This window comes from Noviherbaspirillum denitrificans, assembly GCF_002211445.1.
GTDB classification, from domain to species: domain Bacteria; phylum Pseudomonadota; class Gammaproteobacteria; order Burkholderiales; family Burkholderiaceae_D; genus Noviherbaspirillum; species Noviherbaspirillum denitrificans.
On record NZ_LSTO01000001.1, the window covers coordinates 3,977,334 to 4,000,792 of the forward strand.

Here is a 23,459-nt window from a genome sequence, read left to right on the forward strand (position 1 = left end):
GTCGGACAGCGCGTGCTCCAGGTGGCGCTGCGCCTTGCCCCAAAGCTTCTGGCGCAGGCAGAGGATGCCCAGGGTCAGCGCGAGTTCGGCGTCGGCAGGATGCGACTTCGCCCATTCCTCGCAGCGTTCGATCTGCGCCAGCAATTCCGCCGATCCTTCGGGGCCGGCCGAATTGCCGTAGGCGCGAACCAGCCGTTCATCCCACTCCACCGCAAGCGCCTTCTCGACGATGCTGCGCGCCTCGCCATGCAAACCCTTCGCATTGAGCGCGCGCGCGGCGCGTATGGCGACGAAAGGCTGCGTCCTGTCTTCAGCAGGAATGGTCGACAACACACGACGCAGCGATTCGGCGTCGTGCGCCTGCTGGGTCAGCAAGTCGTCGTAAGCCATTTCCCTGAGCCTGCGCGACAGCGCCGGATGCAGCGCACTGCGCTTGTCGAGCATGCGCACCAGTCGCAGTACTTCCGGCCAGTTCTTGGCGCGCTGGTTCGCCTTCAGTGCAAGCCGGAGCGCATGGATGTGGCGGGTGCCGCTGGAATTCAATTCCTTCATGGCGTCCAGCGCGCTGTCCGGCTCGTGGCCGTCGATCGACAGCTCGATCGCGGTCATCAGGCGGGCCGTCCGTAGCGCCGGGTCTTCCTGTGCCTTGTTCAGCCAAACATCGCGGCGTTCCGGGCGGCCGATACGATGGGCGGCGCGCGCGGCGATCAGCGCGGACAGGCCGGCGTTGTCGGGGGATTCGGCGGCGCGCGTGGCCGCCTTTTCCGCATGGCCGAAGCGGCCTTCAAACAAGGCCTTGAGCGCGTCGCGCATTGCCCGGTTGCCCTCGCGTTCACGCTTTTCGCGGCGATAGGCGGCAACCCGATGCGGCATCTGCTGCGTGCTGCGGATAGCCCTCAGGATGGCAAACAGGATCGCGAACAGCAAAACTGCCAGCACGATGAACAAGTTGAGCGACATGTCCACCCGGTACGGCGGGTAGAAAAATACGACGTTGCCCGGATTGAAGCGTGCGCCGACGGCGAGCCCGATTGCGGCGGCAAAAAGGATGACGAGCGAAAGGAAGATACGCATCGTCAGGGCTTCGCCTTGTAGTTGCGGACCGCGTTCAGGCTTTCTGCCAGCGTCGGCATCTCGATGGAGAGGTTGCTCGCCTGGACCTGGCGCAGCAGCGCCTGCGTAGTCTGGGTCTGCTTGGCGCGGGTATCGAAGTACTTGGCGATCGCATCCTGCGCGGCGATCAGGTCGCTGCGGAAGGCGGATTCATTGCGGGTCAGCAGCGCCAGGCGTGCATTGAGCAGGCGCAGCTTGACGTTTTCGCGCGCGTAATAGGCTTGCGTGGGCGACAGCAGCAAGGCGTCGGAGGTTTCGACATTGCGCACCCGGATCAGCTGGCGGATCTCGCCCCACATTTCGGTGGTCCAGCTGTGCCAGACTTCTTCGAGGTCGGCCAGCCAGTCGGAACCGCCCTGCCCGGCGGACTTCGAGGACTCGACAGCCTTCGGCGCGCGGCGCGGGGCACGCGGCTGCGTTGCTGCGGCAGCCGGCTTCTCGTCGGCCAGCAGCGGCATGCTGTCGATCTGGCCGATGATGCTGTCGAGGCGCAGCGCCAGTCCGGTCAGGTCGACCGTGGGCAGCGCCTTGAGCCGCTCCAGGTCCTTGGCGATGGCGCGGCGGATGATGATGAATTGCGGCTTGTCCGAGCGCGAAAGGCGGTTGTCGGCGTTTTGCAGCGCGATCACCGCGCCCTGCACATTGCCCGCGAGCTGGAGCTGCTGGCTGGCGGTGGAGAGCACTTGCTCGATTTCGGCCAATGCCCAGTCGTCGCGGTTGCGTGACAACTCCTGGTAGAGATGCTCGAGCGCCAGTTGCTGGCTTTGCGCCTCGACCTGCTTGCCCTCGAGGACGTTGACCTTGGCCTGCATCTCTTTCATGCCTTCCTGGACACCGCGCGCGATCACCTTGGTTTCAGTGGTGATCGACTCGCCGCTTCTCAAGCGTTGCGCCATTTCCTCGCGCAGACGTTCGACCTCACGGTTCGAGCTGTACCACTGGGCGGCCAGAAGTACTGCAAGCACACCCAGGGCACCGTAGACGACGCGGGTGGACTGCTGGTGCACCGCGTTGTCGTTTTGGTAAGAGGGTGCTCCGGCGTCGGATCGTTGCGGAGCGGGATTGGCTTGCGCTGGCTTGGCGTCGGTGGAAGATGGCAATTCGTTCATGCTTGAAATTGTAACGCGGCTAACAAGGGTTCGTCCCCCGATGCGGTTTGCAGCACGTCGTTGAAACCGAGCGAATGCGCAGTCTCCGCAATGCGGACGTGGGGCACCACGAGACGCTGCTGTTGCATTTTAACCACGCCGCTTTCGCCTGCCGCATCGCGGACCATTTGCAACAGGTAGCGCAATGCTTCCGAACTCGTGATGACCCAGTCGGCCCCTTCGTCGAGCAGGCGAAGCAGTATTGCAGTCTTCGCATCGTCCAGCACCGGACCTGCGCGCCGGTAGGCCGCCACCTGGTCCACAAGCACGCCATGGTCGCGCAAGGCATCGGCCAGCAGTTCGCGGCCGGTTTCGCCACGCAGGATCATCGCGCGTTTGCCACGAAGCGCGTCCAGATCAAGCGCTTCGAGCAGCGTCTGCGAATCGGTGCGGTGTGGATCGACCGGGCAGTAGATGGTGGCATTGGCCGGCGTCAGGCCATGGCGCGCGAGCGCCGTCTTGCTGCCTTCTCCGACTACGGCCAGCGCGACATGCGAAGGCCAGCGGTCGATATGAGCAAAGGCCGCATCAATCGCATTCGGGCTGACGAAAGCGACCATTGCATAGCTGCCGACGTCGGCAAGCGCGGCCTTCAGCGCGCTCTGGTCCGGAAGGGGAAGGATGTCCAGCAGGGGAAAGACAACAGCCTTGCGCCCGAGCGCGGAGAATTTCTGCGCAAGGGGCTCGGCCTGTGCCTGTGGCCGCGTAATGACCACCGGGCGATTGCTTGAGTTTGCCATCGTGGGTCGCCGCCCTGTCGGCCTCGTCAATGGAAAAAGAAGAGATCAGCCTGCATCCATCGCCTTGCAGGCGGCGAGGATGTCGTCCGCGCCCTGGCCCTGCAGGGTGGTTGCGATTTGCGTGCCGAGTGCATCGGGCGCGTTGGCCGGGCCGTTTGCGTCAGCCGTCGCGATGCGCTTGCCGTCCGGCGTTGCCACCATCGCGCGCAGGCGCATCGCACCCGACTCCACGGTAGCGAATGCGGCCAGCGGGATCTGGCAGCTGCCGCCGAAGACGCGCGACACGGTGCGTTCGGCGCTGACAGCCTGCGCGGTCGCTTCATGGTTGAGTGGCGCAAGCAGTTCCAGCAGGTCGTCGCGGCCGTCGAGGATTTCGATGGCCATCGCGCCCTGGCCAGGCGCGGGCAGGCTCTGCTCCGGCTCGATCAGCGCGCGGATGCGTTGCGGCAGACCGAGGCGCTTGAGGCCGGCGGCAGCGAGGATGATCGCAGCGTACTCGCCGCGGTCGAGCTTGCCCAGGCGAGTATCGAGGTTGCCGCGCAGCGGACGGATCTCGAGGTGCGGGTAGCGGGCTGCAATCAATGCCTGGCGGCGCAGGCTGCTGGTGCCGACGATGGCGCCGGCCGGCAGGTCGTCGAGCGACGCGAAATCGTTGGACACGAAGGCATCGCGCGGGTCTTCGCGCTCCAGCACCGCGGCCAGGCGGAAGCCTTCCGGCAGTTCCATCGGGACGTCCTTGAGCGAATGCACGGCGAGGTCGGCGCGGCGTTCTTCCATCGCCACCTCGAGTTCCTTGACGAACAGGCCCTTGCCGCCAACCTTCGAGAGGGTACGGTCGAGGATCTGGTCACCCTTGGTCGTCATGCCGAGAATCTCGATACTGCACTGCGGATATAATGCGGACAGCCTTGCGCGCACATGCTCGGCCTGCCACATGGCGAGACGGCTTTCGCGCGACGCGATCACGAGTTTTGCTGGTGGGGATACTTTCACGACGGGCACTTTCGATGTTCGTTGATGCGGATCGGAACTGATCGCAGAGGCGCCGATTTTATCATGCGCACGTCCCCCAACCGTTCCCAACGACCACTTTTCAGCGACCGATTGCAGACATTCAACATGGCAAACCAGGCAAGTTCATCCGTCGACAAGGACGCCCCGCTCAAAGAAGACATCCGCCTGCTCGGGCGCCTGCTCGGCAACGTGCTGCGAGAGCAGGAAGGCGACGCCGTATTCCAGGTTGTCGAAACCATCCGCCAGACGGCGGTGCGTTTCCGCCGCGAGTCCGATCCCCAGTCCGGCTCGGACCTGAACAAGATGCTGAGGAAGCTGACGCGTGACCAGTCGATTTCCGTGGTCCGCGCCTTCTCCTACTTCTCGCACCTCGCCAATATCGCTGAAGACCAGCACCACAATCGCCGCCGGCGCGCCCACCTGCTGGCCGGCTCGGCGCCGCAACAGGGCAGCATTGCCTACGCTCTGTCCCGTCTCGACGACGCCGGCGTGCCGGGTTCGGCAGTCCGCCGCTTTTTCAAGGAAGCGCTGGTCTCGCCGGTGCTCACCGCCCACCCGACGGAAGTCCAGCGCAAGAGCATCCTGGATGCAGAGCGTGAAATCGCACGCCTGCTTGCCGAACGCGACCATCCGCTGACACCGAAGGAGCTGGCGCGCAATACTCAGCTGCTGCACGCCTGCGTGGCGACGCTTTGGCAGACACGGATGCTGCGCTACACCAAGCTGACCGTGGCCGACGAGATCGAGAACGCGCTGTCCTATTACCGCATCACCTTCCTGCGCGAACTGCCCGGCCTCTATGAAGACATCGAAACCGAGATCGCCGCGCAATTCCCGCAGCGCCACGCGGCCTCCGACAATGACATGCCGCCCTTCGTGCAGATGGGCAGCTGGATCGGTGGTGACCGCGACGGCAACCCGAATGTGAATGCGGGCACGATGACGCATGCACTGGTGCGCCAGTCGACCGCGATCTTCGATTTCTACCTCGACGAAGTGCATGCGCTGGGTGCCGAGCTGTCGATCTCGACCTTGCTCGTCGGCGTCAGCCCGGAACTGCAGGCACTGGCCGACGCGTCTCCCGACCAGTCCGACCATCGCTCCGACGAACCCTACCGCCGCGCCCTGATCGGCTTGTATGCGCGCCTCGCCGCGACTGCACGCATCCTTGGCGCAGCGCATGTTCTGCGGCATGAAGTCGGTTCGGCGGCACCCTACGATACCCCTGAAGCATTTACAAGAGACCTGCAGGTCTTGGCCGACTCCCTGAAGAGCCACCACGGCGCCAGCCTCATCAAGCCGCGCCTCGCCGTACTGAAGCGCGCGTCAGAAATCTTCGGATTCCACCTCGCGACGCTCGACATGCGCCAGAGTTCGGACGTGCACGAAGCCGTCCTGGCCGAGCTGTTCGCCCGCGCCGGCGTCGCTTCGGATTACGCGGGGCTCGCTGAAGAAGACAAGGTCGCGTTGCTGCTGGAAGAAATCGGCAAGCCGCGCCTCCTGCATTCGCCCTACCTCGCCTACTCCGATCGCACCGAATCGGAACTGACGATCCTGCGCACCGCGCGCGACATCCGCCGCCGCTACGGCGATCGGGCGATCCGCAACTACATCATTTCGCACACGGAGACCGTCTCCGATCTGCTGGAAGTACTGCTCCTGCAGAAGGAAACCGGTCTGCTTCACCAGGAATGGGATAACGCGACCGGACAGGTAACGACCGCGCACATCGAACTGATGGTGATCCCGCTATTTGAAACGATCCCCGACTTGCGCTGTGCGGCCGACATCATGGAACGCTTCCTGTCGCTGCCGCAGGTGCGCCACCTCGTCGCCAAACAGGGCGACCTGCAGGAAGTGATGCTGGGTTACTCCGACTCCAACAAGGACGGCGGCTTCCTCACGTCCAACTGGGAGCTGTACAAGGCGGAGCTGCGCCTGGTCGAACTGTTCAACCGTACGGGCGTCAAGCTGCGCCTGTTCCATGGACGCGGTGGCACTGTCGGCCGCGGCGGCGGTCCGAGCTATGACGCGATCCTGGCGCAGCCGGCAGGCACGGTCAACGGACAAATCCGTCTGACCGAACAGGGAGAAATCATCGCGTCGAAGTTCTCCAACCCGGAGATCGGCCGACGCAACCTCGAACTGCTGGTCGCCGCCACTCTGGAAGCCAGCCTGATGCCGCATGAAACGGCAGGCAAGCACGCGAAGAAACTGGCCGGCTTCGAAAGCGTGATGGAGGAACTGTCGGAACGCGCCTACCGCGCCTACCGCAACCTCGTCTACGAGACGACCGGCTTCACCGATTACTTCTTCGCCGCCACGCCAATCGCGGAAATCGCGGAACTCAACATCGGCTCCCGTCCCGCCTCGCGCAAGTCCACGCGTCGCATCGAAGACCTGCGTGCGATTCCGTGGGGATTCTCCTGGGGCCAGTGCCGCCTGCTGCTGCCGGGCTGGTACGGCTTCGGCAGCGCGGTGTCGTCCTGGCTGCATGAGGCCGACGATGCGAAAGAGCAAAAGAAGCGCATTGCGCTCCTGCGGACGATGTTCAAGGAGTGGCCGTTCTTCGCCACGCTGCTGTCGAACATGGACATGGTGCTGGCCAAGACCGACCTCGCCGTCGCCTCGCGCTATGCGGAACTGGTGGCCGACAAGAAGCTGCGCAATGCAATCTTCAAGCGCATCCTCGAAGAGCACGAGCGCACGACAACCAGCCTTGCCACCATCACCGGCGCCCGCGACCGGTTGGCTGGCAACCCGCTGCTGGCACGCTCGATCAAGAACCGCTTCGCCTACCTCGATCCGCTCAACCACCTGCAAGTGGAGCTGATCAAGCGGCACCGTTCGGCAAGCGGGGAAGGACGGACGCTGGATGAGCGCGTGCGGCGCGGCATCCACCTGTCGATCAACGGCATCGCGGCCGGTCTGCGCAATACCGGCTGACCTTACCTGACGAGCGCCTTGACCACCGGCCACTGTCGCCGGGAAATGGGAAGGCGCTCGTCGATGTCGCGCAGGATCACCTGCCACGCCTCCTGGGCACGCTCGCCCTCGCCTTCACCATCCACCGCCGCCGTTCCGCGCTCCACGCCGACGATTGCATCGCGGGCCACCAGCGCCTTGCGATGAACGCGCACGAATACTTCGCCCAGCTCCTCCTCGATGGATGTCAACGACTCCTCGATCAGGTACTCGTGTGTGCGAGTGCGCAATGTCACGTACTTCAGTTCAGCCTTCAGGTAAAGCACGTCGCGCACGGGGATAAGCAGGACGCGGCCTCGCTCCTGCACGGAAAAATTCTGGCGCGCCCCCTGGACGGCCTTCGAGGCCGCGGCAATGGCCGCCCCCTGCGTCGCACGCAACGCGGCAGCGCGCCGGATCGCCTCCGCGAGCCTCGCCGCGCGCACGGGCTTGAGCAGGTAATCGAGCGCATGCACTTCGAACGCCTTCAACGCATATTCATCGAAGGCTGTCACGAAAATGACTGCCGGCTGCGCCGAACCCTGCATGAAGCGCGACGCAAGCTCGATACCGGTCATGCCGGGCATCTGCACATCGAGCAGCACGATGTCCGGTGCTATCCGCGCAACGCCGTCGAGGGCGTCCTGGGCACTTCCAGCTTCGCCTGCCAGCTGGTGCGGGCATTCGGCGGCAATATCGGATAGCAGCGTCTTCAGCCGTGCGCGGGCCGGAGCCTCGTCGTCGACGATGTAAAGGCGGGGAATCATGCCACTCCTTTCGCATATGGCAGCAACAAGCGCGCCTCGAACACCTTGCCGTTGACTGCAGTGGACAGCATGGCCTCGACGTCAAACAACAGCGACAGCCGCTCGCGGATGTTTGCCAGTGCCATGCGATTGCCCGCGTCGCCGGTTGCGCCGTGATACGGATTGATCACCGTGATCGCGATCTTGTCCATGAAGCGCGCAACGGTGACTTGCACCAACGCCGGCTCAACAGCCGGTTCAACGCCGTAATGCACTGCGTTCTCGATCAGCGGCTGGAGCAGCAGCACTGGCACCTGCATGCGGCGCAGGGTATCGCTGTCGATCCCGTCCAGCTCCCAGCGCACCTGCATGCGATCGCCCAGGCGGATCTTTTCGATCGACAAATACTGCTGGCACAAGCGGATTTCATTTTCCAGCGACGTCATGCTGCGCGGATCACTCATCAGCACGCGAAACAGGTCCGCCAGGTCTTCCAGGGTACTTTCCGCTTGCCGCGGCTCGGTACGGATCAGCGACAGCGCCGCATTCAGGCTGTTGTAAAGAAAATGCGGACGGATGCGTGCCTGCAGCGCCTGCAACCTGGCCTCGACCAGTGCCGGCGAATACGCGCGCTTGCGCAGCTCAAAGTAATGCTGGAAAAAGGCGCCGAACACGGCTGCAAGCAGCATCGCCTTGCCGGGACTCTGCGAGCCGAAACCTACGGCAAGGCCACTGCCCGGGGCAGATAGCTGCATGACAACAGCGGTCACGGCAACCGGCACAGCCATGCTCAGGGCACGCTGCCCCCACATAGGAAAGCCTTTGGCCCCAACTTGGCGCAACAGCAGTTGCCGAACGCCGCACAAGGCGAAGAGCGCCCACAGGCATGCCAGTTCGACCACCAGCGACGCTTCCACGAATTCACGGACGCCGGACTGCCAGCCGGCCGATTGCGCGACGATTCCGGCGAAGGCCGCGACGTTCACGCCGACAAGTGTGCGGAACACCACGCCGACGTTGCAGCAGTCGGGAATGACGATCTCGGCGGATTTGCTGGCCGTTTCAGGAGCGGCGGGGAGCGGCATGGGGGTTATAATCACGAATTCACCGGGATTCAATTATGACAGCACAACTTTCCAAAAAAGGCGAGGCCTGGTCGGCCCGCTTTTCCGAACCAGTCTCCGACCTCGTCAAACGTTATACCGCATCGGTCTTTTTTGACAATCGCATGGCCGGCGCCGACATCCAGGGCTCGCTTGCGCACGCCGAGATGCTGGCGCACCAGGGCATCATCAGCCAGCAGGACTATGCCGAAATCCAGCGCGGCATGGCGCAGATCCAGTCCGAAATCGCGTCCGGCCAATTCGAATGGCTGCTTGACCTCGAGGACGTCCACCTCAACATCGAGAAGCGCCTGACAGAACTGGTCGGCGACGCCGGCAAGCGCCTGCACACCGGCCGTTCGCGCAACGACCAGGTAGCAACCGACATCCGCCTCTACATGCGCGCTGCGATCGACGACATCTCCGGCCTGTTGCGCGACCTGCGCCTGGCGCTGGTCGACCTCGCCGAGAAGAACGCCGATACCATCCTGCCCGGCTTCACCCACATGCAGGTAGCGCAGCCGATCACCTTCGGCCACCATATGCTGGCCTACGTAGAAATGTTCGGCCGCGACGCCGAGCGCATGGCCGACTGCCGCAAGCGCATCAACCGCCTGCCGCTGGGCGCCGCCGCCCTGGCCGGTACCACCTTCCCGATCGATCGCCAGCGCGTGGCCAGGACCCTCGGTTTCGATGACGTTTGCCACAACTCGCTGGACGCTGTCTCGGACCGCGATTTCGCCATCGAATTCTGCGCCGCCGCCGCACTCGTCATGACGCACATCTCGCGCATGTCGGAAGAGCTGGTGATCTGGATGAGCCCGCGCGTCGGCTTCATTGACATCGCCGACCGCTTCTGCACCGGCTCGTCGATCATGCCGCAGAAAAAGAACCCGGACGTGCCGGAACTCGCACGCGGCAAGACCGGCCGCGTGAACGGCCACCTGATCGGCCTGCTCACCCTGATGAAGGGCCAGCCACTGGCCTACAACAAGGACAACCAGGAAGACAAGGAACCGCTGTTCGATACCGTCGACACGGTCACCGACACGCTGCGCATCTTTGCCGACATGGCGCGCGGCATCACCGTCAAGCCGGAAGCGATGCGCGCTGCCGCGCTGCAGGGCTATGCGACCGCGACCGACCTGGCCGACTATCTCGTCAAGAAGGGCCTGCCGTTCCGTGACGCGCACGAGGCGGTTGCCCATGCGGTGCGCACCTGTGAACAGCGTGGCTGCGACCTCACCGATCTGACGCTCGACGAGATGCGCGCTTACTCGCCGCTGATCGAAGCCGATGTATTCAGCGTCCTCACGCTCGAAGGCTCCGTCGCGGCACGCAACCACATCGGCGGCACCGCGCCGGAACAGGTCCGCGCCGCCATCACCCGCGTCCGCGCTCAGCTCGCCTAATCCCCTCCCACACGACTGCCGGTCCACATACCGGCAGTCGCCTCGCCTGCACGACTCTTCAAAAGTGCGTATGCTGTCGTCACGATGACAATTGGTGTTCGACGCAATCACGCCGCCTGCCCCCCCCCTCGCCCCACCCCTCCGTTGTTCCAGCTCCACAGTTGCGTAGTTCTACGTAAGAACTTGTCCTTAGAAATGCTCTTGAAACATGAAAAAAACAGGAGCTTTTGCGTCGCAGCATGAAAAGAATATGGCCTGCTCCGCACGGTTGTTCGCTTGCTCATTGAAATGACATATACTGCGGCGAATTCAAGCTGGAGGCACCACCAGAATTCCGGCCGTATAAAACAACATCGCGGCCCGGCACAAATGACTTTTCATTAATGGAGACGACAACATGTCTTTCTTGCTCTCGTTATCGAGATTCATTGACGCGCTCAATGAAAAAGTAGGGAACGGCGTCAGCTGGGCCCTGTTGATCTCGGTACTCATTTGTACCGGCAACGCGCTGGTCCGCTACGCGTTCCACACCAGCTCCAACGCCTGGCTTGAAATCCAGTGGTACCTCTTCTCGGCAATCTTCCTGCTTGCCACCTCCTACACCCTGCGCCGTAACGAGCACGTCCGCATCGACGTCATCGCCGGCCGGTTCTCCAAACGCACCCAGGTCTGGATCGACATTTTCGGCTTCCTGGTCTTCCTGCTGCCGATGGCGCTCATCATTCTGTTCTACGCCGTGCCCTATGCATGGCTGTCCCTCCAGAACCAGGAAGTATCGAGCAACGCCGGCGGCCTGATCGTCTGGCCCGCCAAGATCCTGATTCCGGCCGGGTTCCTGCTGCTGACGCTGCAGGGCATCTCGGAACTGATCAAGCGCATCGGCTTCCTGCAGGGCAAGGTGCATGCGAGCGAATTCGAAAAGCACGCAGCAACCCCCGAAGAAGAAATCGAGGCGATCAAAGCCGCGAACAACCTCAACTGATCGTCTGGAGACACAGTAAATGGAGCAATTCCTGATTGCGAACATGGCGCCGATCATGTTCGGCGCCCTCGTCGTATTCCTGCTATCCGGTTTCCCCGTCGCATTCGCGCTCGCGGCGAACGGCCTGTTCTTCGGCTTGATGGGCATTGAACTCGGCCTGCTCAAGCCCGAGCTGCTGCAGGCCCTGCCGAACCGCATTTTCGGCATCATGGCCAACGACACCCTGCTGGCCATTCCGTTCTTTACCTTCATGGGTCTCATCCTCGAGCGCTCCGGCATGGCCGAGGACCTGCTCGATACGATTGGCCAGCTGTTCGGCCCGGTACGCGGTGGCGTGGCCTATGCGGTGATTTTCGTGGGTGCGCTGCTCGCCGCAACGACTGGCGTGGTGGCGGCATCGGTCATTTCAATGGGCCTGATCTCCCTGCCTGTGATGCTGCGTTACGGCTATGACAAGAAGCTGGCTTCGGGTGTGATCGCAGCATCCGGCACGCTGGCACAGATCATCCCGCCATCGCTGGTGCTGATCGTGATGGCTGACCAGCTGGGCCGTTCCGTCGGCGACATGTACAAGGCTGCATTCACCCCGGGCCTGCTGCTGACCGCGATGTACGCGGGCTATGTCCTGGCCATGTCGATCTTCAAGCCGCACTCGGTCCCGGCCCTGCCGCCCGAAGCGCGTAACCTGAAAGAGCCGAACGGCAAGAGCGGCATCGTATCCCTGCTCGCCCTGATCGCCGCCGCTGTCGCTACGTCGTATGCATTCGCGATGTATTACGGTTCGACCCATCCGAAGGCTGCCGATGACGAAGTCGGCATCTACTCGGCTGCAGTGGCCATCATTGGCGCCTTTGTCCTGGCAGTCATCAACCGCCAATTGAAGCTCGGCCTGCTCTCCCGCATGGCCGAAAAGGTGGTATTCGTACTGATCCCGCCGCTGGCGCTGATCTTCCTGGTGCTGGGCACGATCTTCGTCGGCATCGCTACCCCGACCGAGGGCGGCGGCATGGGCGCCTTCGGCGCACTGGTGCTGGCGATGATGAATCGCCGCCTGTCCTGGTCGCTGATGAAACAGGCCATGGACTCGACCACGCGCCTGTCCTGCTTCGTGGTGTTCATCCTGATCGGCTCCAGCGTGTTCGGCCTGACCTTCCGCGCAGTCAACGGCGACCTGTGGGTGGAACACCTGCTGACCTCGCTGCCCGGCGGCACGATGGGCTTCCTGATCGTCGTGAACCTGCTGTTCTTCGGCCTGGCGTTCTTCCTGGACTTCTTCGAACTGGCGTTCATCCTGGTACCGCTGGTGGGTCCGGTGGCGGACAAGCTCGGTATCGACCTGATCTGGTTCGGCGTGCTGCTCGGCGTGAACATGCAGACCTCGTTCATGCACCCGCCGTTCGGTTTCGCGCTGTTCTACCTGCGCTCGGTGGCACCAAAAGAAGTGACAACATCGGACATCTACTGGGGCGCCGTGCCATTCGTGTTGATCCAGGTGATCATGGTCGGCCTGATCATCGGCTTCCCGGACATCGTGACGGTCGCAGAGAAGACCGACATGAAGGAACAGATCGAACTGAAGATCGACATCCCTGCTCCGGACCAGGGTGGCGAAGCACCTCAACTCAACTTCCCGTCGGAAGGCGAGAACAAGGACGGCGAAGCGCCGCAGCTGAACTTCTCGACGGACAGCGATCAGAAGAAGTAATCGCAATCCGCAATACATCCAGCCCCGCATGGTTCGCCCAGCGGGGTTTTTTGTTGCTGGAACTGCACAAGGCGCGGCAGCAATAAAAAACCCGCAGGGCTTGCGCGCTGCGGGCTGAACAAGTCTAACGCGGTTATCGCGCAGAAATCATGAAGTTCTGCAGTTGTGCTTCAGCGACGGATGCCCACTGGTTCTGGTCCTGGCGGAAACGCTTCCACGGCTCATAGACCTTCTTGAACTTGGCGTTCTTGGAAGCCTCTTCGTTCATCACCTCATTCGCAGCCTTGTAGCAGGCATTCATGATGTCCTTCGAGAAGCTGCGCAGCTTCACGCCGTTCTTGAGCAGGCGTGCCAGCGCTGCCGGATTGCGCGCGTCGTATTCTGCCTGCATGACGATGTGGGCCTCGGCGGAGGCTGCCTCGACGGCGGCCTGGTAGTCCTTCGGCAGCTTTTCCCACTCCTTGATACCGATGTAGAACGAGAGCTGAGGACCGGCTTCCCACCAGCCGGGGGCGTAGTAGTACGGCGCGACCTTGTAGAAGCCGAGCTTCTCGTCGTCGTACGGACCGACCCATTCGGCCGCATCGATCGTTCCCTTTTCCAGGGCCGGATAAATGTCGCCGCCGGCGATCTGCTGCGGGACCAGCCCGAGGTTCTGCATGACGCGGCCGGCGAAACCGCCGATGCGCATCTTGAGTCCTTTCAGCTCCTGCACGGACTTCACTTCCTTGCGGAACCAGCCGCCCATCTGGGTACCGGTATTACCGCCGAGGAAGTTGACGATGCCATATTCCTTGAAGAATTCACGCATGAGCGCCATGCCGCCGCCCTGGTTGATCCACGCGGTTTGCTGGCGGGAGTTCAGGCCAAAGGGCACTGCGCAATCGAATGCGAAGGTCGGATCCTTGCCGAAGTAATAGTAGGAAGCGGTGTGCCCCATTTCGACAGTGCCGGCCTGGACCGCATCCATGACCTGAAGCGCCGGAACGATTTCACCGCCCGCAAAGACGCGGACATTGAACTTGCCGTTGGTAATCTGGGACAGGCGTTGCGAGAACGTTTCGGCCGCACCGTAAATCGTGTCGAGCGACTTAGGGAAGCTGGATGCCAGGCGCCAGTTCAGCGTCGGCTGCGATTGGGCCAGCGCAGGTGCGGCAATCGCGCCGGTGGCGGCGCCAACAGATGCTTTCTTGATAAAGGAACGACGTTCCATTTTGTCTCCTAGGGGTTACGCATCGAAGTTCGGTTTGTGGCCGATGTGCCTGTTTTCCATACACTTTCTGTATGTTGCGCAGATTGTATGGGGCAGGTTGTACTGTTGCAATACATTAACGTCTTGCGACGCAGCATTTTGTCTACGCAGATTCACGTAGACGAAAGCACGCCGAGCATACGTTGCCTAATTGAAACGAACTGTCAGCGCGACGACAATCTGTATCGGATGATGGCGGTGCGGCGACAGAAAAAACAAAACCCGCGCCGCTTGCGCGGGCGGGTTCCTTCTTTTACCGGTCGCCGGGATTAACGGCGGGTCATCATGAAGTTCTGCATGGTCGCTTCTGCCACCGAGAACCACTGGTTCTGGTCCTGGCGGAAACGCTTCCAGTGATCGTAAATCTTCTTGAACTTGGCGTTCTTGGCGGCTTCTTCCTCGTTCACATCGGTTGCAGCCTTATAACAGGCTTCCATGATGTCCTTCGAGAAGTAATGCAGTTTGACGCCGTTGCGCAGGAGACGGGCAAGCGCAGCTGGATTCTTGGCGTCGTACTCGGCCTGCATCGTGACATGGGCTTCATAGGAGGCGGCTTCGATCGCGTACTGGTATTCCTTGGGCAGCTTTTCCCACTCCTTGACGCCGACATAGAAGGAGAATTGCGTGCTCGGCTCCCACCAGCCCGGCGCATAGTAGTGTGGTGCGACCTTGTACAGACCCAACTTTTCGTCATCGTACGGGCCGATCCACTCGGCGGCGTCGATGGTGCCCTTTTCCAGCGACGGGTAGATGTCGCCTGCGGCAATCTGCTGCGGCACGAGGCCCAGGCGCTGCATCACGCGGCCACCGTAGCCGCCGATACGCATCTTCAGGCCCTGCAGGTCGGCGACACCCTTGATCTCCTTGCGAAACCAGCCGCCCATCTGTGCGCCGCTGTTACCGCCTTGGAAATTGACGATGCCGTAGTCCTTGAAGAATTCGCGCATCAGCTGCATGCCGCCACCCTGGTCGTACCATGCGGTCTGTTGGCGGGAATTGAGACCGAAGGGCACCGCGCAATCAAATGCGAAGGCCGGATCCTTGCCGAAATAGTAATACGATGCGGTATGGCCCATTTCAATGGTGCCGTTCTGGACCGCATCCATCACCTGCAGGGCGGGGACGATTTCACCGCCGGCGAACAGGCGGATGTTGAACTTGCCCCCCGTGAGCTGGGCGACGCGCTTGCAGAAGATTTCGGATGCGCCGAAAACTGTGTCGAGCGTCTTGGGGAAGCTCGATGCCATGCGCCAGTTCAGGGACGGCAGCGACTGGGCCAGGGCGGGGACCGCCATCGCGCCAGCTGCTGCGCCTACGGATGCTTTTTTCAGAAAGGAACGACGTTCCATGTTGTCTCCTCGAATTGGACTTCGATAACCATACGGACCGCTATGCGGTACACATCGACATGCTCTGTGTCGCGAACGATTGTAGGTCGGGCAAGAAAACGCTTAAGTGAAAAAAATTTGTGCCAGGAAAGGGAAGGACCAAACGCAAAGGCCTGTTTCGGACATAACGGCAGCCGTTCAGCTTCAGCGGTATGCTGAAAAAATTTCAAGCACCCTGCTTCGAGAAGGGGATCGGAGAGGAGACCCGGAAAAAACCTGTTCCAGATCAAGAAGCCGGCCGCAGGTGGCGGCCGGCGGCGGGGAGATTACTTGCGGCTGGACATGAAGCTCTGCATTTGCAATTCAGCGACCGAGAACCATTGGTTCTGGTCACGCTGGAAGCGCTTGTAGTGGTCGTAAACCTTCTTGAACTTGGCGTTCTTGGAGGCTTCCTCGTCCATCGTGGTCACGGCAGCCTTGTAGCTGGCTTCCATGATTTCCTTGGAGAAGAAGCGCAGCTTGGCGCCGTTCTTGATCAGGCGCGCCAGCGCCGCCGGGTTCTTGGCATCGTACTCGGCTTGCATGGTAACGTGCGCCTCGAAGGAAGCCGCCTCGATGGCGTACTGGTATTCCTTCGGCAGTTTTTCCCATTCCTTCATGCCGACGTAGAAGGAGAGCTGCGCGCCCGCCTCCCACCAGCCCGGCGCGTAGTAATAAGGAGCGACCTTGTAGAAGCCCAGCTTTTCGTCATCGTAGGGCGTCGTCCATTCAACGGCGTCGAGCGCGCCCTTTTCCAGGGCCGGATAGATGTCCGCGCCGGCCAGCTGCTGCGGCACCAGGCCGAGCGGCTGCATGACTTTGCCCGCAAAGGCGCTGATGCGCATCTTCAGGCCCTTGATGTCATTGAGGGTCTTGATCTCCTTGCGGAACCAGCCACCCATCTGCGCACCGGTATTACCCCCCAGGAAATTGATGATGCCGTAGTCCTTGTAGAACTCGCGCATCAGGTCGCGGCCGCCGCCCTGGTCAAACCATGCCGTCTGCTGGCGTGAATTCATGCCGAACGGGACAGCGCAATCGAATGCGAAGGTGGCATCCTTGCCGAAGTAGTAGTAAGGCGCGGTATGGCCCACTTCCACCGTGCCGTTCTGGACGGCGTCCACCACTTGCAGCGGTGGAACGATTTCGCCGCCGGCGAAAACACGGATGTTGAACTTGCCGCCGGTGAGCTGTGCGACGCGCTTGCTGAACACTTCCGCAGTGCCATACAAGGTGTCGAGGGATTTCGGGAAGCTGGAGGCAAGACGCCAGTTGATCGTCGGCTGGGTCTGGGCCAACGCGGGCGCGGCCACTGCACCAACCGATGCACCGACAGCCGCTTTCTTGAGGAAGGAACGACGTTCCATTAGGGCTCCTTGGGTGAAAAAAAACTGCGACGGGCAATCGTCGCATGTTTTGGCAACTTTCGCTGAAGGGTGCCGTGACTGCACAATTTTCAGGCAGCGCGTGTGCCCGCCGCGAGAAAAAACCCGCGACACTTTCGCATCGCGGGTCTGTTCCATGCAATCAGACGTACATCATTACTTGCGCGTGACCATGTAGTTCTGAAGCGGCAGTTCCGCAACGGAGAACCACTGGTTCTGGTCCTGGCGGAAACGCTTCCACGGCTCGTAGATTTTCTTGAACTTGGCGTTCTTCGCTGCTTCTTCGTCCATCACCTCGTTGGCTGCCTTCGAGCAGGCATCCATGATTTCCCGGTTGAACTGGCGCAGCTTCACACCATTCTTCAGCAGGCGTGCCAGCGCGGGCGGATTCTTTGCATCGTATTCGGCTTGCATGACGACATGCGCCTCGTAGGACGCTGCTTCGATCGCCGCCTGGTATTCCTTCGGCAGCTTTTCCCATTCCTTGATGCCGATGTAGAAGGACACTTGCAGTCCGGCTTCCCACCAGCCTGGCGTGTAGTAATAAGGAGCAACCTTGAAGAAGCCGAGCTTCTCGTCGTCATAAGGTCCGATCCATTCGGCAGCGTCGATCGTGCCCTTTTCCAGCGCCGGATAAATATCTCCACCAGCGATCTGCTGCGGCACAACGCCGAGGCGCTGCATTACACGGCCCGCAAATCCGCCGATACGCATCTTCAAGCCGCTCATGTCCTTGACCGACTTCACTTCCTTGCGGAACCAGCCGCCCATCTGTGTGCCGGTGTTGCCGCCCATGAAGTTGATGATGCCGTAATCGCGGTAAAACTCGCGGGTCAGGTCACGACCTCCGCCCTGGTCCCACCATGCGGTCTGCTGACGGGAATTAAGGCCGAAAGGAACCACCCCGTCAAAGGCAAAGGTCGGATCCTTGCCAAAGTAATAATAGGCCGCCGTGTGGCCCATCTCGACCGTGCCGGCCTGAACCGCATCCATCACCTGCAGCGCCGGGACAATCTCGCCGCCAGCGAACACGCGGATATTGAACTTGCCGCTCGTCAGGGCGGAAACGCGTTTGGAAAAGACCTCTGCGGCACCATAAATGGTATCGAGCGACTTCGGAAAGCTCGACGCAAGACGCCAGTTGATGGTAGGCAAGGTTTGCGCAATTGCGGGTGCAGTGATGGCACCTACAGCGGCGCCGGCTGCCGTTTTCTTCATGAATGAACGACGTTCCATGGTGTCTCCTGTGGAATGAACTCGACTTGACTGGAATGGCGCTTGATATCGGCGCAGTGCCGATAAAAAAGCTACAACGATTCTAGGATCGGGGATATGCGTTTCACAATGAAAATCGGGAGACGTGGTGCAAGTGCGTAAGTAGTACTACGTAGCATCTTCCATCAACTCATCATAAGCACGGCTGGCAGCATCTGGCACAAGAATTTAATAATCAGTTTTAGGGAATTAATCAACATACAGAATCAACGATGCAAAACTTTTCTGAATTGCAGATGTGTGGATGTCCACAATTGCCGTAGTGGACCATCATCACGAAAATGCAGACACTTGGCGAAGAAGCACACCTTAATGCCAATGCAACTCGCATACGCGCACCGCACAGACGGGCACCTGCGCGCAACCCAAACGGAGAAGCAGTCATGCAACAATCGGGAAAGAAACCAATTTACAAATCGCTGTACGTGCAGGTCGTCACCGCGATCGTCATCGGCGTCCTCCTCGGCCATTTCTATCCGTCGCTCGGCGCGGAAATGAAGCCGCTCGGCGACGCGTTCATCAAGCTGATCAAGATGATCATCGCTCCGATCATCTTCTGCACCGTGGTCGTCGGAATTGCGGGCATGGAAGACATGAAAAAGGTCGGCAAGACTGGCGGTCTTGCTCTGCTTTATTTTGAAGTCGTCTCCACCATCGCACTGATCGTCGGCTTGCTGATCGTCAACGTTGTTCAACCGGGCGCCGGCATGCATGTCGACCCGTCCTCGCTCGACACCAAGGCCATTGCAGCCTACACGGCGCCGGGCAAAATGCAGACGACCACCGAGTTCCTGATGAACATCATCCCGACCAGCGTCGTCGATGCGTTCGCCAAGGGCGACATCCTGCAAGTCCTGCTGTTCTCCGTGATGTTCGGATTCGCACTGCACAAGTTCGGTGGCCGCGGCACCCTGGTGTTCGATTTCGTGGAGAAGACATCGCACGTCCTGTTCTCCATCGTCGGCATCATCATGAAGGCCGCACCGATCGGCGCATTTGGCGCAATGGCATTCACCATCGGCAAGTACGGCGTCGGCACCCTGCTCTCCCTCGGCAAGCTGATGGGGACTTTCTACCTGACCTGCCTGGTGTTCATCTTCGTGGTGCTCGGTGTGATTTCCATGATCCACGGTTTCTCGGTTTGGAAATTCATCAAGTACATCAAGGAAGAACTGTTCATCGTGCTGGGCACTTCCTCCTCTGAATCCGTGCTGCCGCGCATGATGGCCAAACTGGAAAACCTCGGCGTGAAGAAATCCGTCGTAGGCCTGGTAATCCCGACGGGTTACTCGTTCAACCTGGACGGCACCTCGATCTACCTGACCATGGCAGCAGTGTTCATCGCCCAAGCAACCGACACCCCGATGACCCTGACCCAGCAGCTCACCCTGCTCGCCGTGCTCCTGCTGACCTCCAAGGGCGCAGCAGGCATCACTGGTTCCGGTTTCATCGTGCTGGCAGCCACGCTGTCCGCAGTCGGCGGCATCCCGGTTGCCGGCCTGGCACTGATTCTCGGCATCGACCGCTTCATGTCCGAAGCCCGTGCGCTGACCAACCTGATCGGCAACGGCGTTGCTACCGTCGTCGTCGGCAAGTGGACCGGAGACCTCGACGTCAAACAGATGCACCAGCATTTGAACAACGAGACGGTCGAAGAAGCGGACAACCCCGAAGAAGTGCTGGACCAAGTGGAAGTCCATATGCCGGTCTCCAGCAAGGCTGCATAAGCCTCCCCGCGCAAGCTCCAGAAAAAACAGCCCCTTCGCGGGCTGTTTTTTTATGGCCGGAGAAAAAAGCTTCGGCTCGTCTTCAAGGTTGGATTTTTTTGAATCTGGTTTCCTGTCTGGCGCGTATAGAACCAGGCAGTACCGAATTCTTTTCCATTCAACCTGCAGGAGACCGTTATGTTGACCTTCATGAACAAGGGGATGCTGGGCGCCGGCCTGGCGGCCACCGCATTCCTGGGCTTTTCCGCGCTGCCCGTCCACGCATCCAGCCACCGCGAAGCGCCTTTCATCACCCGCCAGCCGAAAGTCGATGGCACCGACTTCTACATGTTCCGCAGTTACGAAGCGGAGCGCTCGGGTTACACGACCCTGATCGCCAATTACATCCCCTTGCAGGATGCCTACGGCGGACCGAACTATTTCTCAATGGATCCGGATGCTCTGTATGAAATCCACATCGACAACAACGGCGATGCCAGGGAAGACATCACCTTCCAGTTCCGCTTCAATAACGAGAACAAGGATACGAAGCTGACGGTGGGCGGGAAGCAGGTATCGATACCGCTCATTATCAACGGTGCCTCGGATATCAATGCGCCTAATGCCACCGGACTGAATGTGCGCGAAACCTATACCGTCAATATCGTGCGTGGCGACCGGCGTACAGGCACACGGCAGGCGATCACCAATGCCAGTGGCGGGGCCACCTTCGACAAGCCGGTCGACAACATCGGCAACAAATCGATTGCCGACTACGCGTCATATGCCGCGAAGCACCTGTACACGATTAATGTTCCCGGCTGCGAGACCCAGGGACGGATGTTCGTCGGCCAGCGCAAGGATCCGTTCGTAGTCAATCTCGGCGAGACCTTCGACCTGATCAACTACAAGGCACCGGCAACCGCCTTCGATCCCAATGCGGAACGCTCGGCAACCGACACCCTCGCCGACAAGAACGTCACCACGCTCGCATTGGAAATCCCCACGTCGTGCCTGACGAGCGGATCGGAACCGGTGATCGGCGGCTGGACCACCGCCAGCCTGCGCCAGGGTCGCTTGCTGAATCCGACGCCCGCCTCCGCCAACGCGTCGAAGGAAGGCGGCGCCTGGACGCAGGTCTCGCGCCTTGGCATGCCGCTCGTGAATGAGCTCGTGATCGGCCTCAAGGACAAGGACCAGTTCAACCACAGCAAGCCGAATGGCGACACGCAGTTCCTCGACTACGTGACCAACCCGACGCTGCCTGCGCTGGTCGAAACGCTGTTCAGCAGCGCAGGCGTGACGGCGCCGACCAATTTCCCTCGAAATGACCTGGTGACCGTCTTCCTGACCGGCGTACAGGGCCTGAACAAGCCGGCTAACGGCACCCCGTCCGAAATGCTGCGCCTGAATACCTCGCTCCCGCCCACAAGTGGCGCACAAAACCGCCTCGGCGTCATCGGTGGTGACAATGCAGGTTTTCCGAACGGCCGGCGCCCGGGTGACGACGTGGTTGATATCGCATTGCGGGTCGTCATGGGCAAGCTGTGCCGGCTCAACCTGGGCTGCACGCCGAACGACGCGCCATCTGGCGACATCGAGTTCACCGACGGCGCATTTCTCGACAGCAGCTTCTTCGATGCCAGGTTCCCGTACCTGAAGGCCCCGCTGCCGGGTTCGGTCAAGCACTGAGGGAGGACATCATGAAAAAACTATTCCTGTTGATCCCGGCCGTCGTCGTGTTTGCTGCCTGTAGCGGCGGAGGCGACGGCGATGTGGGCGGCACGGCATCCTCGGGCTCCAGCCAGACTCCTTCCGCGCCCCAGGCAGACCGTTTTACCGGCGACGTGAGCGCGGTGCTCGGGAGCTCGTCCGAAACAACTGAACCCGCGGCGCTCGACGCCAGCCCTGCAAGCAAGCCTGAAGACACCGAGCCTATGCCTGTAAGCTGAAAAAAAGGGCCCGGTTCAATCCGGGCCCTTATTCATGGACGCGAATGGGAAATCAGCTTCCGGCTACCGTCATATTTTCGATCAGTATCGAGCCGGTCTCCTTGGTACCGCGCACCAGGGTATCGGCCCCGATCGCTACGATCTGCTGGAACATGTCCTTCATGTTGCCCGCAATCGTGATTTCTTCCACCGGATACTGGATCACGCCCTTCTCGACCCAGTAGCCCGAGGCGCCGCGCGAGTAGTCACCAGTAACGTAGTTCACGCCTTGCCCCATCAGTTCGGTCACCAGCAAGCCAGTATCCATCTTCTTGAGCATCGCCTTGAAATTGTCGGACGACTTGGTGAGGCTGGAAACGATCGACAGGTTGTGCGAGCCGCCGGCATTGCCGGTCGTTTTCATGCCCAGCTTGCGCGCCGAATAGGTGGACAGGAAGTAGCCCTGCACCACGCCGTCCCTGACCACTTCGCGGCGGCTGGTCTTGACACCCTCTTCATCGAAAGGCGCGGAGCCAACTGCACCGACGACGTGCGGATCTTCAACGACCTGGATATGCGGAGCAAACACTGCCTGGCCGAGCGAATCGAGCAGGAAGGTCGACTTGCGGTACAACGCGCCACCCGAAATCGCCTGCACGAAGGCGCCGAGCAGCCCTGCGGCCAACGGTGCTTCGAACAGCACCGGGCACTTGCGCGTGTCGAGCTTGCGGCCATTCAGGCGGGCCAGCGCACGTTCGGCGGCATAGCGGCCGATATCCTCGGGGCGGGCCAGTTTCTTCGGATCGCGCGTCGAGGAATACCAATCGTCGCGCTGCATGCTTGCGCCCTTGCCCGCGATAGGCGCCACCGAAATCGTGTGGCGCGAATAAGGATAACCGCCCATGAAACCACGGCTGTTGGCGGACATGAAGTGCGACTGCTGCGCGTAGACGCTGGCACCTTCACTGTTGGTCACGCGCTTGTCGACGGCAAAGGCAGCCGCCTCGCAGCGCGTCGCGATGTCGACCGCTTCCTCGGTCGAGATCAGCCAGGGGTAGCACAGCGCCAGGTCACGCGGCGCCAGTTCCAAGGTATCCGCGTCGGGCAGGCCGGCGCAATCGTCTTCCGCCGTGAAGCGGGCGATGTTGTAGGCAGCGTCAACCGTGTCCTGCAGGGATTTCGTGGAAAAATCGGAAGTGCTCGCATTGCCGCGACGAATATGGCCCTGCTCGCCGAGATAAACCGTAACGCCGATGCCCTTGTCCTTGTTTTGCTCAATGGTCTCGATCTTGCCCTTGCGCACCGTCACCGCCAGGCCGCTGCCCTCGCTGATTTCCACGGAAGCGTCCGATGCGCCCTTTTCCCTGGCGAAACGCAAAACGTCCTGCGCAATCTGTTTCAGCTGGTCCTGGCTATGGGTAAATACGGGATTGCTCATGAGCTTGTTTTTTTGGAAGTGGCTAAAGCGGTTATCATAGCAGTCTTATAGAACGGCTTAGATTCATCATGGTTAATCCCAACCGCAGCACCGGCGGTGTCGGCTTCCGCTCCGACGAATTCGAACAGAAGTACGACCGCCCCTCCAAGTCCCAGCTCAAACGCGAAATGACCGCGCT

At 61.0% G+C, this 23,459-nt stretch carries 18 protein-coding genes and 1 pseudogene; 8 read left to right on the forward strand and 11 right to left on the reverse strand.

Features of this window, described 5'->3' with window-relative positions:
- From AYR66_RS19280 to hemC, 4 genes are all read right to left on the reverse strand, one after another.
- Positions 1–1,074: heme biosynthesis protein HemY (locus AYR66_RS19280; protein WP_206047226.1), on the reverse strand; the 1,074-nt coding region annotated here is incomplete at its 3' end.
- Positions 1,075–1,076: 2 nt separating this feature from the next.
- A complete protein-coding gene (locus tag AYR66_RS19285) occupies positions 1,077–2,222 on the reverse strand; it encodes a uroporphyrinogen-III C-methyltransferase (RefSeq protein WP_088708844.1) in 1,146 nt (381 codons plus the stop codon).
- On the reverse strand, positions 2,219–3,001 hold the full coding sequence (locus AYR66_RS19290; RefSeq protein WP_088708845.1) for a uroporphyrinogen-III synthase: 783 nt from the start codon (positions 2,999–3,001) through the stop codon (positions 2,219–2,221). The genes AYR66_RS19285 and AYR66_RS19290 overlap by 4 nt, the downstream gene beginning before the upstream one ends.
- A gap of 45 nt (positions 3,002–3,046) precedes the next feature.
- Positions 3,047–3,994, reverse strand: coding sequence for a hydroxymethylbilane synthase (gene hemC / locus AYR66_RS19295; protein WP_088709938.1), 948 nt, complete (start codon positions 3,992–3,994; stop codon positions 3,047–3,049).
- A 126-nt stretch (positions 3,995–4,120) separates the two neighbouring features.
- On the opposite strand from hemC, the gene ppc reads away from it, so the two are divergent.
- On the forward strand, positions 4,121–6,961 hold the full coding sequence (ppc, locus tag AYR66_RS19300) for a phosphoenolpyruvate carboxylase (protein ID WP_088708846.1): 2,841 nt from the start codon (positions 4,121–4,123) through the stop codon (positions 6,959–6,961).
- A gap of 2 nt (positions 6,962–6,963) precedes the next feature.
- Here ppc and AYR66_RS19305 read toward each other — a convergent pair whose 3' ends face one another.
- Both AYR66_RS19305 and AYR66_RS19310 read right to left on the reverse strand, forming a co-directional pair.
- A complete protein-coding gene (locus AYR66_RS19305) occupies positions 6,964–7,746 on the reverse strand; it encodes a LytR/AlgR family response regulator transcription factor (RefSeq protein WP_088708847.1) in 783 nt (260 codons plus the stop codon).
- A complete protein-coding gene (locus AYR66_RS19310; protein ID WP_234814948.1) occupies positions 7,743–8,825 on the reverse strand; it encodes a sensor histidine kinase in 1,083 nt (360 codons plus the stop codon). Before AYR66_RS19310 ends, AYR66_RS19305 begins: the two co-directional genes overlap by 4 nt.
- A 20-nt stretch (positions 8,826–8,845) precedes the next feature.
- On the opposite strand from AYR66_RS19310, the gene argH reads away from it, so the two are divergent.
- The 3 genes from argH to AYR66_RS19325 all read left to right on the forward strand — a co-directional run bounded on the left by argH (position 8,846) and on the right by AYR66_RS19325 (position 12,927).
- Positions 8,846–10,240: an argininosuccinate lyase gene (argH, locus tag AYR66_RS19315; RefSeq protein WP_088708849.1), complete on the forward strand. Its 1,395-nt coding sequence runs from the start codon at positions 8,846–8,848 to the stop codon at positions 10,238–10,240.
- 397 nt (positions 10,241–10,637) lie between these two features.
- The gene (locus AYR66_RS19320) at positions 10,638–11,222 is read left to right on the forward strand and encodes a TRAP transporter small permease subunit (RefSeq protein WP_088708850.1); all 585 of its coding nucleotides are present in this window, start codon (positions 10,638–10,640) and stop codon (positions 11,220–11,222) included.
- A gap of 19 nt (positions 11,223–11,241) precedes the next feature.
- A complete protein-coding gene (locus AYR66_RS19325; RefSeq protein ID WP_088708851.1) occupies positions 11,242–12,927 on the forward strand; it encodes a TRAP transporter large permease in 1,686 nt (561 codons plus the stop codon).
- Positions 12,928–13,060: 133 nt separating this feature from the next.
- Here the strand turns inward: AYR66_RS19325 and AYR66_RS19330 are convergent, their stop codons facing one another.
- The 4 genes from AYR66_RS19330 to AYR66_RS19345 all read right to left on the reverse strand — a co-directional run bounded on the left by AYR66_RS19330 (position 13,061) and on the right by AYR66_RS19345 (position 18,167).
- Positions 13,061–14,140 (reverse strand): TRAP transporter substrate-binding protein, encoded by a 1,080-nt coding sequence (locus AYR66_RS19330; RefSeq protein WP_088708852.1) that lies wholly within the window; start codon positions 14,138–14,140, stop codon positions 13,061–13,063.
- Between the two features lie 308 nt (positions 14,141–14,448).
- Positions 14,449–15,528, reverse strand: a complete 1,080-nt coding sequence (locus AYR66_RS19335) for a TRAP transporter substrate-binding protein (RefSeq protein ID WP_088708853.1) — start codon at positions 15,526–15,528, stop codon at positions 14,449–14,451.
- Positions 15,529–15,833: 305 nt separating this feature from the next.
- Positions 15,834–16,913, reverse strand: a complete 1,080-nt coding sequence (locus AYR66_RS19340) for a TRAP transporter substrate-binding protein (RefSeq protein ID WP_088708854.1) — start codon at positions 16,911–16,913, stop codon at positions 15,834–15,836.
- Between the two features lie 174 nt (positions 16,914–17,087).
- Positions 17,088–18,167 (reverse strand): TRAP transporter substrate-binding protein, encoded by a 1,080-nt coding sequence (locus AYR66_RS19345; RefSeq protein WP_088708855.1) that lies wholly within the window; start codon positions 18,165–18,167, stop codon positions 17,088–17,090.
- Positions 18,168–18,589: 422 nt separating this feature from the next.
- Here AYR66_RS19345 and AYR66_RS19350 point away from each other — a divergent pair, with 422 nt between their 5' ends.
- The 3 genes from AYR66_RS19350 to AYR66_RS28980 all read left to right on the forward strand — a co-directional run bounded on the left by AYR66_RS19350 (position 18,590) and on the right by AYR66_RS28980 (position 21,864).
- Positions 18,590–19,933: a dicarboxylate/amino acid:cation symporter gene (locus AYR66_RS19350; RefSeq protein WP_088708856.1), complete on the forward strand. Its 1,344-nt coding sequence runs from the start codon at positions 18,590–18,592 to the stop codon at positions 19,931–19,933.
- A 177-nt stretch (positions 19,934–20,110) separates the two neighbouring features.
- The gene (locus tag AYR66_RS19355; RefSeq protein ID WP_420093112.1) at positions 20,111–21,604 is read left to right on the forward strand and encodes a DUF4331 domain-containing protein; all 1,494 of its coding nucleotides are present in this window, start codon (positions 20,111–20,113) and stop codon (positions 21,602–21,604) included.
- An 11-nt stretch (positions 21,605–21,615) separates the two neighbouring features.
- Complete coding sequence (locus AYR66_RS28980; RefSeq protein ID WP_088708857.1) at positions 21,616–21,864, forward strand: hypothetical protein; 249 nt, start codon at positions 21,616–21,618, stop codon at positions 21,862–21,864.
- A 52-nt stretch (positions 21,865–21,916) separates the two neighbouring features.
- Here AYR66_RS28980 and pmbA read toward each other — a convergent pair whose 3' ends face one another.
- Positions 21,917–23,281, reverse strand: coding sequence for a metalloprotease PmbA (gene pmbA, locus AYR66_RS19365; protein WP_088708858.1), 1,365 nt, complete (start codon positions 23,279–23,281; stop codon positions 21,917–21,919).
- A 68-nt stretch (positions 23,282–23,349) separates the two neighbouring features.
- Here pmbA and AYR66_RS30605 point away from each other — a divergent pair.
- Positions 23,350–23,459, forward strand: a pseudogene (locus tag AYR66_RS30605) (ribosome biogenesis factor YjgA); the annotation flags it as partial.